The 15005-nt window shown below is 61.3% G+C and carries 11 protein-coding genes; 1 reads left to right on the top strand and 10 read right to left on the bottom strand.

Annotated elements, in window-relative coordinates; translation table 11 throughout:
- Window positions 1-94: 94 nt before the first annotated feature.
- From gcvP to arcD (IQK56_RS10715), 8 genes are all read right to left on the bottom strand, one after another.
- Entirely contained in the window at window positions 95-2932 is a 2838-nt protein-coding gene (gene gcvP, locus IQK56_RS10750; protein ID WP_150675615.1) for an aminomethyl-transferring glycine dehydrogenase, read from the bottom strand.
- A 10-nt stretch (window positions 2933-2942) separates the two neighbouring features.
- Window positions 2943-3326: a glycine cleavage system protein GcvH gene (gene gcvH, locus IQK56_RS10745; RefSeq protein WP_193863944.1), complete on the bottom strand. Its 384-nt coding sequence runs from the start codon at window positions 3324-3326 to the stop codon at window positions 2943-2945.
- A 364-nt stretch (window positions 3327-3690) separates the two neighbouring features.
- Window positions 3691-5199, bottom strand: a complete 1509-nt coding sequence (locus IQK56_RS10740; RefSeq protein WP_150675616.1) for a sigma-54-dependent transcriptional regulator — start codon at window positions 5197-5199, stop codon at window positions 3691-3693.
- A gap of 189 nt (window positions 5200-5388) precedes the next feature.
- Window positions 5389-5751: a DUF5064 family protein gene (locus IQK56_RS10735; protein ID WP_150761608.1), complete on the bottom strand. Its 363-nt coding sequence runs from the start codon at window positions 5749-5751 to the stop codon at window positions 5389-5391.
- Window positions 5752-5769: 18 nt separating this feature from the next.
- A complete protein-coding gene (arcC, locus tag IQK56_RS10730) occupies window positions 5770-6699 on the bottom strand; it encodes a carbamate kinase (RefSeq protein ID WP_122305144.1) in 930 nt (309 codons plus the stop codon).
- Between the two features lie 99 nt (window positions 6700-6798).
- Entirely contained in the window at window positions 6799-7809 is a 1011-nt protein-coding gene (locus IQK56_RS10725) for an ornithine carbamoyltransferase (protein ID WP_071484378.1), read from the bottom strand.
- An 11-nt stretch (window positions 7810-7820) separates the two neighbouring features.
- Window positions 7821-9077: an arginine deiminase gene (gene arcA / locus IQK56_RS10720; RefSeq protein ID WP_122305142.1), complete on the bottom strand. Its 1257-nt coding sequence runs from the start codon at window positions 9075-9077 to the stop codon at window positions 7821-7823.
- 24 nt (window positions 9078-9101) lie between these two features.
- Window positions 9102-10529, bottom strand: a complete 1428-nt coding sequence (gene arcD / locus IQK56_RS10715; RefSeq protein ID WP_122305141.1) for an arginine-ornithine antiporter — start codon at window positions 10527-10529, stop codon at window positions 9102-9104.
- A gap of 448 nt (window positions 10530-10977) precedes the next feature.
- On the opposite strand from arcD (IQK56_RS10715), the gene arcD (IQK56_RS10710) reads away from it, so the two are divergent.
- Window positions 10978-12405: an arginine-ornithine antiporter gene (gene arcD, locus IQK56_RS10710; protein ID WP_122305140.1), complete on the top strand. Its 1428-nt coding sequence runs from the start codon at window positions 10978-10980 to the stop codon at window positions 12403-12405.
- A gap of 122 nt (window positions 12406-12527) precedes the next feature.
- Here the strand turns inward: arcD (IQK56_RS10710) and IQK56_RS10705 are convergent, their stop codons facing one another.
- Window positions 12528-13877, bottom strand: coding sequence for a CoA transferase (locus IQK56_RS10705; RefSeq protein WP_193864148.1), 1350 nt, complete (start codon window positions 13875-13877; stop codon window positions 12528-12530).
- A gap of 40 nt (window positions 13878-13917) precedes the next feature.
- On the bottom strand, window positions 13918-15005 hold a 1088-nt coding region (locus IQK56_RS10700), incomplete at its 5' end, for a sensor histidine kinase (protein ID WP_193901683.1).

The raw sequence follows: 15005 nt of genomic DNA, 5'->3' as shown, positions 1-15005 counted from the left end.
CCCGATAGCGGTGTGTCAGTTGATAGGTCTGGTGACTGACACGCCCTCATCGGGGGCAAGCCCCTCCCACATTTTGACTGAGTGCGTCCTCAGATTATGCGTAGCTCTCAATTGACGGGCACGCACACACCAGGTTGCGGTCGCCAAACACGTTGTCGACCCGGCCAACCGGAGGCCAGTACTTGCCTTCGATCAACGACGCAACCGGGTACACCGCCTGTTCGCGGCTGTATGGGTGGCTCCATTCGCCCACCAGTTCCGCCGCGGTGTGCGGTGCGTTCTTCAGCGGGTTGTCGTCCTTGTCCAGCGTGCCGTTTTCCACTGCGCGGATTTCTTCGCGGATGGCGATCATGGCGTCGCAGAAGCGGTCCAGTTCTTCCTTGGATTCACTTTCGGTCGGCTCGATCATCAAGGTGCCAGCCACCGGGAACGACATGGTCGGCGCGTGGAAGCCAAAGTCGATCAGCCGCTTGGCCACGTCATCCACACTGATGCCGCTGCTGTCCTTGAGTGGGCGCAGGTCGAGGATGCATTCGTGTGCCACCAGGCCGTTGCTGCCGGTGTAGAGCACGGGGTAGTGCTCTTCCAGGCGACGGGAGATGTAGTTGGCATTCAGGATCGCCAACTGCGAAGCGCGCTTGAGGCCCGCGCCGCCCATCATGCTGATGTACATCCAGGTGATCGGCAGAATGCTCGCACTGCCGAACGGTGCCGCGCAGACCGCGCCTTCCTTGCGTGCCATGGCCGCGTGGCCAGGCAGGAATGGCGTGAGGTGGGATTTGACACCAATCGGGCCAACGCCCGGGCCGCCACCGCCGTGGGGAATGCAGAACGTCTTGTGCAGGTTCAGGTGGGACACGTCGCCGCCGAACTTGCCCGGTGCGCACAGGCCGACCATGGCGTTCATGTTGGCGCCGTCGATGTACACCTGGCCGCCGTTGTCGTGGATGACGCCGCAGATTTCGCGGATGCCTTCCTCGAACACGCCGTGGGTGGACGGGTAGGTGATCATCAGCGCGGCGAGGTGCTCGCGGTGCTCGATGGCTTTGGCGCGCAGGTCTTCGATGTCCACGTTGCCACGGGCATCGCAGGCGGTGACGACGACGCGCATGCCGGCCATGTTGGCGGTCGCCGGGTTGGTGCCGTGGGCCGACGATGGGATCAGGCAGATGTCGCGGCGGTCTTCGCCACGGCTCTGGTGATAGGCACGGATGGCCAGCAGGCCAGCGTACTCACCTTGGGAGCCGGCGTTCGGCTGCAGCGAGATCGCGTCATAACCGGTGGCCGCGCAGAGCATGGCTTCCAGGTCGGAGGTCAGTTGCAGGTAGCCGGCGCTTTGTGCGGCGGGGGCGAACGGATGCAGGGCACCGAATTCGGCCCAGGTCACCGGGATCATTTCGCTGGCGGCGTTGAGCTTCATGGTGCACGAGCCCAGCGGGATCATGGTGCGGTCCAGGGCCAGGTCTTTATCCGCCAGCTTGCGCAGGTAGCGCATCAGCTCGGTTTCCGAGTGGTAGCGGTTGAACACCGGGTGGCTGAGGATCGGCGACTGGCGCAGCAGGGCGGCGGGCAGGGTGCTCTCAGTGGCGGCGAAGGCGGGCAGGGCCTTGCCGTCGGCAAAGATTGACCACAGGGTTTCGATATCGGCTTGGGTGGTGGTTTCATCCACCGACAGGCCGACACGCTCGGCATCCACCACACGCAGGTTGATGCGCTGGGCATGGGCCTTGTCGTGCAGGGCGGCGGTGTTGGCGCCGGTGTTGAGTGTGAGGGTGTCGAAGAAGTTTTCCTGCTCGACCTTCAAGCCCAGGGCGGTCAAGCCCTTGGCCAGGATCGCGGTCAACTGGTGAATGCGCTGGGCAATCTGGGTCAGGCCTTCAGGCCCGTGGTACACGGCGTACATGCTGGCGATGTTGGCCAGCAGCACTTGGGCGGTGCAGATGTTGCTGGTGGCTTTCTCACGGCGGATATGTTGCTCGCGGGTCTGCATGGCCAGGCGCAGGGCGGGCTTGCCGAAACGGTCCACGGACACACCGACCAAACGGCCCGGCATATCGCGCTTGAACGCATCCTTGGTGGAGAAATACGCCGCGTGCGGGCCACCAAAACCCAGCGGCACGCCGAAGCGTTGCGCGCTGCCGATGGCCACGTCAGCGCCGAACTCACCCGGCGGGGTCAGCAGGGTCAGGGCCAGCAGGTCGGCAGCCACGGCCACCAATGCATGGGCGGCGTGGAAGCGTTCGGTCAGTGCGCGGTAGTCGAACACATCACCGTTGCTCGCCGGGTATTGCAGCAGGGCGCCGAAGAACGGGCTGACGTCGGTCAGTTCACGCTCGTCGCCGACTACCACCTCGATACCCAGCGGCTCGGCGCGGGTGCGCAGCACGTCGAGGGTCTGCGGGTGGCTGTGCACGGAGGCGAAGAAGGCGTTGCTGCCTTTGTTCTTGCTCAGGCGCTTGCAGAAGGTCATGGCTTCGGCGGCGGCGGTGGCTTCGTCGAGCAAGGATGCGTTGGCGATCGGCAGGCCGGTGAGGTCGCTGATCAGGGTCTGGAAGTTCAGCAGCGCCTCCAGGCGGCCTTGGGAAATCTCCGGCTGGTACGGCGTGTAGGCGGTGTACCAGGCTGGGTTTTCCAACAGGTTGCGCAGGATCGGCGACGGCGTGTGGCAGTTGTAGTAGCCCTGGCCGATGTAGGTCTTGAACAGTTGGTTCTGGTTGGCGATGGCTTTGATCTTGGCCAGGGCCTCGGCTTCGCTCAAGCCGTCTTCCAGGCCGAGCACGCTGGTGCCCTTGATGCTTTCCGGGATCACACTGGCGCTCAAGGCTTCCAGGGAGTCAAAGCCCAGGCTGGCGAGCATTTGCTGCTCATCTTCCTGGCGCGGGCCGATGTGGCGGGCGATGAATTCGTTGGCGGTGCTCAAATTAACAGTCATGGCGCGCTCCTCAGGCTTCAGCGTTGGCTTTGATCAGGCGGTCATACGCATCCTGATCCAACAGTTTAGCTACAGCCTCGGCGTCGGCCGGTTTAAAGCGGAAGAACCAGCCTTCGCCCGTGGGGTCTTCGTTGACCAGTTCCGGGCTGCCATCGAGCTTGTCGTTGACCTCGAGGACTTCACCGTCCAACGGCATGTACACACCGCTGGCCGCTTTAACCGATTCCACGGTGGAGGCTTCAGCGCCCTTGTCGTAGGCCTGCAGCTCAGGCAGTTGCACGAAAACCACATCACCCAGCGCGTTCTGCGCAAAAGCGGTGATACCCACGGTGACGCTGCCATCGGCTTCGGCGCGCAGCCATTCGTGATCTTCAGTGAAACGCAACTCGCTCATGGAAACTCCTCAGGGCCAGATTCGTCTGGTGGACGGGATTGGAATAATGATGAGTTGCTTAGCAAGATCGCGGCCAATGTTATTAAGTCTTTATAAATCAATAACTTGATAAAATTGGTTATGAGATTATGCATAGAAGCTGTAGCGAATTCGATACAGCCCGGCGCGTTAAAAAAAGCCTATGTGGATCAACGCCTTGCATGGCGCGCAAAAAACAGGGTTGTAGCGATATCGTTACGCTGTAGCGATTTCAGGACAGCGGATGTCGTTATCAGACCAAAACCTGGAATGGGTTTTAAATGTGGGAGGGGGCAAGTTGAATCGTCGCACCGCCCCTCCCACATTGATTGCATTTCAAATTGGGTCAGGGCTTGTTGGGGATGCCGTACTTGCGCAGTCGATGGGCAATGGCCGTATGGGAGGTTTGCAGGCGGCTGGCCAGTTGTCGGGTCGACGGATAGCTGGTGTAGAGCTTTTCCAGCAGGCCGCGTTCAAAGTCTTCCACGGCCTGTTCCAGGCTATCGATTTCACCGTCGCTCTGGCGCGCCACGGAGGTACCGGCGATGTCCAGGTCGCCGATGTCGACCAGGCTGCTTTCGCAGATGGCGGCGGCGCGGAAGATCACGTTCTGCAGCTGGCGCACATTGCCCGGCCAGCGGTTGCCCAACAGTGCCGGATAGGTGCCTGGCGCCAGGCGGCAGACCGGGCGCTGGATCTGCGCGCAGGCCTGCTGCATGAAGTAACGCGCCAGCAGCAGGATGTCCTGGCCGCGTTCGCGCAGGGGCGGTACTTCGACGTTGAGTACATTGAGGCGGTAGAACAGGTCTTCGCGGAAGGTGCCTTCGCTGACCATCTTTTCCAAATCGCGGTGAGTGGCACTGAGAATGCGCACATTGACCTTCACTTCACGGTCACCGCCGACCCGACGAAAGCTGCCGTCGTTCAAAAAACGCAGCAGTTTGGCTTGCAAATACGGCGACATCTCGCCGATTTCATCGAGGAACACCGTGCCCTGGTTGGCCAGTTCCATCAAACCGGGTTTGCCACCTCGTTGCGCGCCGGTAAAGGCGCCAGGTGCATAACCGAACAACTCACTTTCGGCGAGGTTCTCCGGCAGCGCCGCGCAGTTCAGCGCCAGAAATGGCGCACTGTGCCGCGCGCTGATGGCGTGGCAGGCGCGGGCCACCAGCTCTTTGCCGGTACCGGTTTCGCCCTGGATCAGCAGCGGTGCATCCAACGCCGCGACCCGTTGCGCCCGCGCCTTGAGCGTTCGGATCACTGGCGATTCGCCCAGCAGCGCATCAAAGCCTTCGGCATGGTCGTGGTGCAGCGCCGACAGCTGTTCACCAATGCGGTTGGGTTGGTACAGGGTAAGCAGGGCGCCGGCATCGGTGATCGGCGTGGCGTCCAGCAGCAAGGTCTGGCCGTTGACACTGATCTCGCGCAGGGGCAGGCGAAAGCCGTTTTCCAACAAGGTATCGAGCAGCGCCGGGTCGTTGAACAGCTCTGCGATGCTTTCCCCGGCCGGTTCCCGCCCGTACAGGGCAATCAGCGCCGGGTTGGCCAGCAGGACCTTGCCCGCGCTGTCCAGCGCCAGCACCGGGTCCGTCATGGCGGCGAGCAGGGCATCGAGTTGCAGGTGGCGACGTTGGCCGGGAAGGATGTCCACCACCGTCACCGCCTGCACACCGTGCACGCTGAACAGCGCATCGCGCAGTTCCTCAAGCACCTCGGCGCTGAGGGTCGGCGCGTCGATATAGACGTTGGGCGGCACCATCTCCACCGCATCCAGATTGAGATTGCGCCCACCGAGCAGGGCCAGGACTTCCTGGGTGATGCCGACGCGGTCGATGAAGCTGACGTGGATACGCATGCAGTGGCTGACGATTCTGAGGTGCGAGAGGGCGCAAGTATGCCTTGGCGAGGGGCGCAGGTGAAATCTGACAAATAATGGAGATCAAAATGTGGGAGGGGGCTTGCCCCCGATTGCGGTGGATCAGCCAATAGATCTGTTGCTGACACACTGCAATCGGGGGCAAGCCCCCTCCCACATTGCTCTGCGTTACTCCAGGTGTTCGGGTTTGACCGGATCACCGGACTTCATATCCAGTTGATGCCGCACATCTTCGAACATCATGTCGTAATGCTTGTGTTGCGAGCCGACGCTACTGTGGGTCTTGGGAATGCCGTATTTCTCGACGATCTTGGTCACATTGCTGGCGAAGTTGTAAGCCTGGTCCTTGGGCAGGAAAAACGTTTCCTTCATGTCCTTGCCCTGGATGTTGCCGTGCAGGGTGAATTGCATGCCTTTGCCTTCGGCGTCATGTGTGACGACTTCGTAGTCCAGGCAAAGGTCGTAGCTGACGTCGTTATTGTTGAGCGCGTGACGTTCGATATGCAAGTGACCGGGTTCAAAGGTGGCCATAGGCGTATCTCCTCTACTTCACTGATAGGTGATGCCAGGTGTTGCCGTGCTGATGCGGGTGCCGGCGCTGCCCTGGACGATGGCTTCGATGTCCGAGAGTGAACCGATGACCGCGGTTTTGCCAGTCTGGCGGGCGAACTCGCAGGCGGCTTGTACCTTGGGTCCCATGGAGCCGGCGGCAAAGCCGAGTTTTTCCATGTCATCGGGGTGGGCCTGGCCGATGGCCTTCTGGGTCGGCTTGCCGAAGTCGATAAAGGCAGCATTGACGTCGGTGGCGATCACCAGCAAATCGGCGTCCAGTTGCGAGGCCAATAGCGACGAGCACAGGTCTTTGTCGATGACGGCTTCGATGCCGCGCAGTTTGCCGTCTTCGCCATACATCGTCGGGATGCCGCCACCGCCGGCACAAATGACGATGGCGCTTTTTTCCAGCAACCACTTGATCGGGCGGATTTCAAAGATGCGTTTGGGGCGTGGGCTGGCGACGACACGGCGGTATTTATCGCCGTCCGGGGCGATGGCCCAGCCTTTTTCGGCGGCGAGTTTTTCCGCTTCGGCTTTGGAATACACCGGGCCGATGGGCTTGGTGGGGTTCTGGAAGGCCGGGTCCTTGGCGTCCACTTCCACTTGGGTGAGCAGGGTGGCGAAGGGCACTTCAAAGTCCAGCAGGTTGCCCAGTTCCTGTTCGATGATGTAGCCGATCATGCCTTCGGTCTCGGCGCCGAGCACGTCCAGCGGGTAAGGCGAAACGCTGGTGTAGGCCGCCGCCTGCAACGACAGCAGGCCGACTTGCGGGCCATTGCCGTGGGCGATCACCAGCTCGTTGCCGGGGTGGATCCTGGCAATCTGTTCGGTGGCGATGCGGATGTTGGCGCGTTGGTTGTCCGCCGTCATGGGTTCACCACGGCGCAGGAGGGCGTTGCCGCCCAGGGCTACGACGATGCGCATAATACGATCCTTCTAGAATTCAGCTTTGTGGACACAAGGCAAAATGTGGGAGGGGGCAAGCCTCCTCCCCACATTTTTATTGTGTTCCGGCAGTGAGAGTTAGATATCCGCCAACGCCGACACCAGGATCGCCTTGATGGTATGCATGCGGTTTTCCGCTTGCTCAAAGGCAATGTTGGCCGGCGACTCAAACACCTCTTCAGTCACTTCCACGCCATTGGCCAGGTTCGGATACCGCGCGGCGATGTCCTTGCCCACCTTGGTTTCGCTGTTGTGGAACGCCGGCAGGCAGTGCATGAACTTCACCCGAGGGTTGCCCGAGGCTTTCATCATCTTGGCGTTGACCTGGTACGGCAGCAGTTGCTCGATGCGCTCGTCCCATGCCTCCACCGGCTCACCCATGGACACCCAGATGTCGGTGTGGATGAAGTCCACGCCCTTCACGGCTTCTTTCGGGTCTTCGGTGATGGTGATGCGTGCGCCGCTTTCCTCGGCAAATGCCTGGCATTGCTTGATGAAATCTTCATGGGGCCACAGGGCTTTCGGTGCGCCGATGCGCACGTCCATGCCGAGCTTGGCGCCGATCATCAGCAGCGAGTTACCCATGTTGTAACGGGCGTCGCCCAGGTAGGCGTAGCTGATGTCATGCAGCGGCTTGTCGCTGTGTTCGCGCATGGTCAGGGTGTCGGCGATCATTTGCGTCGGGTGGAATTCGGCGGTCAGGCCGTTGAACACCGGCACGCCGGCGAACTTGGCCAGCTCTTCGACGATTTCCTGCTCGAAGCCACGGTATTCAATGGCATCGAACATCCGACCGAGCACGCGGGCGGTGTCTTTCATGCTTTCTTTGTGGCCGATCTGCGACGACACCGGGTCGATATAGGTGACGTGGGCACCCTGGTCGTGGGCCGCCACTTCGAAGGCGCACCGGGTGCGGGTCGAGGTTTTTTCGAAGATCAGCGCGATGTTCTTGCCCTTCAGGTGCGGACGCTCGGTGCCGGTGTATTTGGCGCGTTTGAGGTCGCGGGACAGGTCCAGCAGGTAGTGCAGCTCGCGGGTGGTGTGGTGCATCAGCGACAGCAGGCTGCGGTTGCGCATGTTGAAAGCCATAAGAGTTCTCCTTAATAGTCGATAGGGTCGCGGATGATTGGGCAGGTCATGCAGTGACCGCCGCCACGGCCGCGGCCGAGTTCGCCGGCGCTGATGGTGATGACTTCCACCCCGGCCTTGCGCAGCAGGGTGTTGGTGTAGGTGTTGCGGTCGTAGCCGATCACCACGCCCGGCTCCACGGCCACCACGTTGTTGCCGTCGTCCCACTGCTCGCGTTCGGCGGCGAAGGCGTTGCCACCGGTTTCCACCACGCGCAGTGCCTTGAGGTTGAGGGCGGCGGCCACCGTTTCGAGGAAGTTGGTTTTCTCCCGTTGGATATCGATACCGTGCGGCTTGCTTTCGTCAGGGCGCAGGGTGAAGGGGACGATCTGGTTGACCACTTCGGGGAAGACGGTGACCAGGTCGCGGTCGCAGAAGCTGAATACGGTGTCCAGGTGCATCGCCGCGCGGGATTTCGGCAGGCCGGCGACGATCACCCGTTCCACGGCTTTGTTTTTGAACAGGTTGCGCGCCAACTGGCCGATGGCTTGGTGGGACGAGCGCTCGCCCATGCCGATCAACACCACGCCATTGCCAATCGGCATCACGTCGCCGCCTTCGAGCGTAGCGGCACCGTGTTCCTGGTCGGGGTCGCCGTACCAGATCTGGAAGTCGGCGTTGGTGAATTCAGGGTGGAATTTGTAAATGGCGCTGGCCAGCAGGGTTTCCTGGCGACGCGCCGGCCAGTACATCGGGTTGAGCGTCACGCCGCCGTAGATCCAGCAGGTGGTGTCGCGGGTGAACTGAGTGTTGGGCAACGGCGGCAGAATGAAACTGGCATGCCCGAGGAAATCGCGGAACATCTCGATGGTCTTGCCACCGAAGCTGCTCGGCAGGTCGTCGGCCGATACACCACCGATCAGGAATTCGGCAGTCTTGCGCGGCTCCAGGCTGCGCAGCCATGAGCTGACTTCATCGACCAGGCCCAGGCCTACTGTGTTGGAGGTGATTTTGCGCGCCAGGATCCAGTCCAGGGCTTCAGGGTTCGCAACGATGTCGGTCAGCAGGTTGTGCATTTCCAGCACATCAATATCCCGCTCACGCATCTTGGTCACGAAGTCGAAATGGTCGCGCTTGGCCTGGGCCACCCACAGCACATCATCGAACAGCAGTTCATCGCAGTTGTTGGGGGTCAGCCGCTGGTGGGCCAAGCCTGGGGAGCACACCATGACTTTGCGCAGTTTGCCGGCTTCGGAATGTACGCCGTACTTCACTTTTTCCGTGGTCATTACAGATCCTCCAAGGGTCAACAGTTACAGAGTCAGGAAGCCGTCGTAGAGGCCATAGGCAGCCACCAGGGCGCCAATCACGACTGCGGCGAAAATCAGCTTCTCGACGTTGGTGAAAATCGGTTTGCCCAGCTCACGTTTGGCCTTGGCGAACAGGATCGCGCCGGGGGCGTAGAGCAGGGCGGAGAGCAGCAGGTATTTGGTGCCGCCGGCATAGAGCAGCCACACCGCGTAGATCAGCGCGACGGCGCCGATGAACAGGTCTTTCCTGCGCTCTTTAAGGGCGTTTTCGTAGGTCTCGCCGCGCACCGCCAGCAGCAGCGCGTAGGCCGCCGACCACAGGTAGGGCACCAGGATCATCGAGGTGGCGAGGTAGATCAGCGACAGGTAAGTGCTGGCGGAAAACAGGGTAATGATCAGGAACAGTTGCACCATGGCGTTGGTCAGCCACAGCGCATTGACCGGCACGTGGTTGGCGTTCTCCTTGCGCAGGAACTCCGGCATGGTGTGGTCCTTGGCGGCGGCGAACATGATCTCCGCACACAGCAGCACCCACGACAGCAACGCCCCCAGCAACGAGATGATCAAGCCGACGCTGATCAGCACCGCGCCCCAATGGCCGACCACATGCTCCAGCACCGCAGCCATCGACGGGTTCTGCAACTTGGCCAGTTCCGGTTGGGTCATGATGCCGAGGGACAACACGTTCACCAGCATCAAAAACAGCAGCACGGTGATAAAGCCGATCACAGTGGCCTTGCCCACGTCGGAGCGTTTTTCCGCACGGGACGAGAAGATGCTCGCGCCTTCGATGCCGATGAACACCCACACGGTGACCAGCATCATGTTGCGCACCTGGTTCATCACACTGCCCAGGTCAGGGTTTTTCACGCCCCAGATGTCAGCGGTAAAGATCTCCAGCTTGAATGCAAACAGCGCGATCAACACGAACAACACCAGCGGCACGACCTTGGCGACGGTGGTCACCAGGTTGATGAACGCCGCTTCCTTGATCCCGCGCAGCACCAGAAAATGCACGGCCCACAGCAATACCGACGCGCCAATCACAGCTGCGGGGGTGTTGCCTTCGCCAAAGATCGGGAAGAAGTAACCGAGGGTGCTGAACAGCAACACGAAGTAGCCGACGTTGCCCAGCCACGCACTGATCCAGTAACCCCAGGCCGACGAGAAACCCATGTAGTCGCCAAAACCGGCCTTGGCGTAGGCGTAGACGCCGCCATCGAGGTTGGGCTTGCGGTTGGCCAGGGTCTGGAATACGAACGCGAGGGTCAACATGCCAATGGCGGTAATCACCCAACCGATCAATACCGCACCGACATCGGCGCTGGCGGCCATGTTTTGCGGCAGGGAGAAGATCCCGCCACCAATCATCGAACCCACAACAAGTGCAACCAAGGCGCCTAATCGAAGTTTTCCGGGAGATTCAGACATCGCATAACTCCAATGCAGGAGAAGAGAGACCACAGAATAATTCCGTGTGCTAATCAAACAGCTGACTCAGATCACTTCATTGGCACATTCCATTGTGAATTAATGACTTAGGGTGGAAACTCGTGGGCGATAAGAATCCTCGGAAACACGCTGCGCAGAGCGGTTATGCCATTGGAATTAATTATTTAGCCAGGGCTATGGACGTTTGAAGCTAGACCGTTTTTGCGGATGTGCAAACTTTTTCAGCTGGGCTTCACGTATTGGCTATAAGGGTTAAAGGTAATGCAGTATTTAAAATCTAAATAAGCCTGAATGCCATTGAGTTGAAATGCCATTAGGTTATGAGTGTGCCAGTTTTATCGCCGTCTCTAATAAACGCTACACTCGCTGAGTTAATTAGTTGAGTGCATGGTGGTCAGCTATAACTGTTAAGTCTCCAGGAGCGTTCATGTCCCAACCGGCCCAGAAACTTCGACTCAGCGCCCTGATCGCCCTGGTGGTCGGTTCGATGATTGGTGGCGGGATCTTCTCCCTGCCGCAAAACATGGCCGCCCGCGCCGAGGTCGGTGCCGTACTGATCGGCTGGGCAATCACTGCCGTCGGCATGCTCACCTTGGCGTTTGTGTTCCAGACCCTGGCCAATCGCAAACCCGAGTTGGATTCCGGGGTGTATGCCTACGCCAAGGCCGGTTTTGGCGATTACATGGGGTTCTCGTCGGCCTGGGGTTATTGGATCAGCGCGTGGATGGGCAACGTCGGTTACTTCGTGTTGCTGTTCAGCACCCTTGGCTACTTTTTTCCGGTGTTCGGCCAGGGCAATACGCCGGTGGCCATCGGCTGTGCCTCGGTGCTGCTGTGGGCCGTGCATTTTCTGGTGATGCGCGGGATCAAGGAGGCGGCGTTCATCAACCAGATCACCACCGTGGCGAAGATCGTGCCGTTGCTGATGTTTATCGTGATCGCGGCGGTGGCGTTCAAGGCCGATATCTTCCGCCGCGATATCTGGGGCCTGGGCAACCCGCAGCTTGGCAGCGTGGTGGACCAGGTGCGCAACATGATGCTGGTCACGGTGTTTGTGTTTATCGGCATCGAAGGCGCCAGCGTTTATTCGGCGCGGGCCGAGAAACGCTCGGACGTCGGCCGGGCCACGGTCATCGGCTTTCTGGGCGTGCTGGCGCTGCTGGTGCTGGTCAATGTGCTGTCCCTCGGGATCATGAGCCAGCCGGAACTGGCTGGCCTGCAAAACCCCTCGTTGGCGGGGGTACTGGAGCATATCGTCGGCCCTTGGGGCGCGATGCTGATCAGCCTGGGCCTGGCGGTGTCGTTGTTGGGCGCGTTGCTGTCCTGGGCGCTGCTCTGCGCGGAAATCCTCTACGCCACTGCCCATGACAACACCATGCCGGCCTTTCTGAAAAAGGAAAACGCCAACCAGGTGCCGGTCAATGCGCTGTGGCTGACGAATGTGATGATCCAGGTCTTCCTGGTAATCACGCTGTTTTCCCACAGCACCTACACCACCCTCATTTACCTGGCCTCATCGATGATCCTGGTGCCGTACCTGTGGTCGGCGGCCTATGCGGTGCTGTTGAGCGGGCGCGGCGAAACCTATGAAGGTGCCCAGCGTCAGCGATTCAAGGATCTGCTGGTGGGCGTGATTGCTCTGGGTTATGCGGTATGGCTGCTCTACGCCGGGGGCTTGAAGTATTTGCTGCTGTCGGCGCTGCTCTATGCGCCGGGCGTGATCCTGTTTGCCCTGGCCAAGCGTGAGCAGGGTCGGCCGTTGTTTACTCACATGGAGAAAGGCATTTTCAGTTGCGTGATCGCCGGTGCCGGGCTCGCCGCTTATGGGTTGTACAGCGGGGTTCTTTCGTTATGAACGGGTTGTCTGTACTGGCCTCATCGGGAGCAAGCTCCCTCCCACATTTGACGGTGTGCACAGTTAAAAATGTGGGAGGGGCGGTGCGACGATTCGGCTTGCCCCCGACAGCGGCCGCCAGATCACCACTGTGCTCGGTGCGAGCCTAATTCCCCGGCCGGCAAATCCCACTGCAATGGCGTACCGCTGATGGTCAGCGGGGGTAGCAACCGGTGGGCCTGGCCCCAGGCGGTCTGTTCCACGACCAGGCCTTGATCACCCGGCTCTTCGGCCCGCAACGCGGGTTGCTCCGGCATGTGTCCTGCTTCCACCAACAACCTTGCCGTGCGCGCCAAGGACAACCGCGCCGACCCACCACGGCCGGATTCCAAGCGTTCGCTCAAGGCCCGGATGGCACTGGCCGCCATCAAATACCCGGTGGCGTGATCCAGCGCCTGCAACGGCAGCGGCACCGGCTTATCCGATTGTTTCCAGGCCATGCCCGCGTCGGCGACACCGCTGCTCATTTGCACCAGGCTGTCGAACCCTCGGCGGTTGCGCCACGGGCCGCTCCAGCCGTAGGCGTTGAGGCTTACATCGATCAAGCCGGGGGCGAGGGTTTGCAGCGCGCTGGGGGTGTAGCCCAATTGTTCCAGGGCATCGGCGCGGTAACCGTGGAACAGGATGTCGGCGTCCTTGAGCAGGCTTTCGAAAATCTGCCGGTCTTCGGGGTTTTTGAGGTTCAGTCGGGCGCAGCGTTTGCCGAGGGTCATTTCCGGCACCACGCCGGGCTCGTTCCAGGTGGGCGAGTCGATTCGCAATACATTGGCGCCCAGGCCCGCCAGAAAGCGGCTGGCCACGGGGCCGGCCAGTACGCGGGTCAGGTCGAGTACCTTGATGCCGGCCAGCGGACGGGCGACTGAGCCGAGCCAGGGCGTGTCACGGATGGTGTCGAAAGTCTGGCGCTGTATCAGCGCTTCAGCATTCACCGCCAACCCTTGCGGATGGATTTGCCAGGCCTGCCACGTGCGCATCTGCGCCGCGCAACCACCGGCATCGACAATCGCCTGTTCCAGCTCTGCGGCATTCCACGCTGCGACTTTGGCTGCCATCTCGGCGCGATCTACGACGTTGCCCAGCACCTGTTCGGCGGCGGCACGGTGATGGGGCGCGTTGGTGTGCAGGCGAATCCAGCCATCGGCGCCGGCGTAGTCGCCGGCCACTGCGTCCCACAGTGGCGGCACGTGCCAGCCAAGCGGGCGAATCGAGGAAGAGAACCAAAACGACGCGAGGCGTCGGTCGACACTCACGCTGGGCAAGCGCCCGGTCTGTTGCTGGATCAACCGGGCGACGGCCTGTCCGGCCGCGCCGACGCTGGCACTGGCCAGTTCGGTAACGGCGAAGGTCGAGGGCAGGGCGCCAGCCTCGGTCAGGGTCAACGGTGTTTGGGGCAGATCGAGTGCGGCTTGGATGGGAGTCAGCAGGTCAGTCATCAAAGGCCCTCCGTAAGAGAAGGGCCACTATAAAAGAACATCACACCGGTATGACAACCCCAGGTTCCAACGGCAGGTCGATGCTGGCGATAAAGCCACCGCCGGGATGATTGGCCAGGATCAGGCTGCCGCCATGGCGCTCGGCTGCACGCCGCGCAATCGCCAGGCCCAGGCCGTGGCCTTGGGCGGTCTGGCCGGGCGCACGGTAGAACGGCTCGCCCAGTTGGCTGAGGTGCTCGGCGTCCACACCGGGGCCGTGGTCGCGCACGCTGATCAGGATGCGTTCGCCGTGGCGCTGCGCCCGCAATTCGATGGCCTCGCCTGGCGGGTTGAACCGTTGGGCATTGCGCAGCAGGTTATCGACGGCGCGTTCGATCATGGTCGGCCAGCCCTTGAGGTGCAGGTCGTGTTCGCTGGTCAATTGCACCACCTGGTCGGGCCCGCTGAGCTGGGCGTCTTTTTGCAGGGACTTGAGCAGGGGATTTAGGTCGACGTCCTCGGCGCTGGCGTTATCGGCATCGACGCGGGCCAATACCAGGATTTCGCTGATCAAGGCTTCCAGGCGGTCGCATTCGCGGGTCAGGCGAGGCCAGAGTTTTTCCCGCTCTTCGGGGCCGGCGCGTTCGGCCAGGGCCAGGGCGATCCGCAGGCGCGCCAGGGGCGAGCGCAGTTCGTGGGACACGTCGCGCAGTAATTGGCGCTGACTGCCGATCAGGCTTTGCAGGCGTGCGCCCATGCGGTTGAAGTCGGTGGCGAGTACGCCGAACTCATCACGGCGGTTGGCCAGGCGCGCCAGGCTATTTTGCTGGTAGGTGGCCTGGCCAAGGTCATGCACCGCGCCGCGCAGGCGGCTCAGCGGGCGGGTTATGGATAAAGTGACGAACAGGCTGAACAGGGTCAGCACCACCAGGGCAATCGCCAGGGCGCTCAATGGCCACGTGAGGCTGCTGCGGTGCCATTCGTCGAGTTCCGGGTGGGCGATGCGGTAGATCAGCAAGTACGTGTCGCCGGTTTTTTCGCTGGTGTATTCGGCGGTCAGGCGGCGCCAGGGCAGGTGGCCTTCCTTGCTGTCGTTTTGCCGTGCTTCAAAGGCGGCGGCGCGGCGTGGGAACGTGCCACGCACCACGG

Origin of the sequence: Pseudomonas cyclaminis (genome assembly GCF_015163715.1) — a bacterium.
Taxonomy (GTDB): Bacteria; Pseudomonadota; Gammaproteobacteria; order Pseudomonadales; family Pseudomonadaceae; genus Aquipseudomonas; species Aquipseudomonas cyclaminis.
This window is presented reverse-complemented; position numbering and strand designations above follow the sequence as displayed.

Excerpts from the sequence above, each read along its gene's own strand:
- gcvP (WP_150675615.1), bottom strand. The coding sequence starts at position 2,932 with ATGACTGTTAATTTGAGCACCGCCAACGAATTCATCGCCCGCCACATC.
- gcvH (WP_193863944.1), bottom strand. The coding sequence starts at position 3,326 with ATGAGCGAGTTGCGTTTCACTGAAGATCACGAATGGCTGCGCGCCGAA.
- IQK56_RS10740 (WP_150675616.1), bottom strand. The coding sequence starts at position 5,199 with ATGCGTATCCACGTCAGCTTCATCGACCGCGTCGGCATCACCCAGGAA.
- IQK56_RS10735 (WP_150761608.1), bottom strand. The coding sequence starts at position 5,751 with ATGGCCACCTTTGAACCCGGTCACTTGCATATCGAACGTCACGCGCTC.
- arcC (WP_122305144.1), bottom strand. The coding sequence starts at position 6,699 with ATGCGCATCGTCGTAGCCCTGGGCGGCAACGCCCTCCTGCGCCGTGGT.
- IQK56_RS10725 (WP_071484378.1), bottom strand. The coding sequence starts at position 7,809 with ATGGCTTTCAACATGCGCAACCGCAGCCTGCTGTCGCTGATGCACCAC.
- arcA (WP_122305142.1), bottom strand. The coding sequence starts at position 9,077 with ATGACCACGGAAAAAGTGAAGTACGGCGTACATTCCGAAGCCGGCAAA.
- arcD (WP_122305141.1), bottom strand. The coding sequence starts at position 10,529 with ATGTCTGAATCTCCCGGAAAACTTCGATTAGGCGCCTTGGTTGCACTT.
- arcD (WP_122305140.1), top strand. The coding sequence starts at position 10,978 with ATGTCCCAACCGGCCCAGAAACTTCGACTCAGCGCCCTGATCGCCCTG.
- IQK56_RS10705 (WP_193864148.1), bottom strand. The coding sequence starts at position 13,877 with ATGACTGACCTGCTGACTCCCATCCAAGCCGCACTCGATCTGCCCCAA.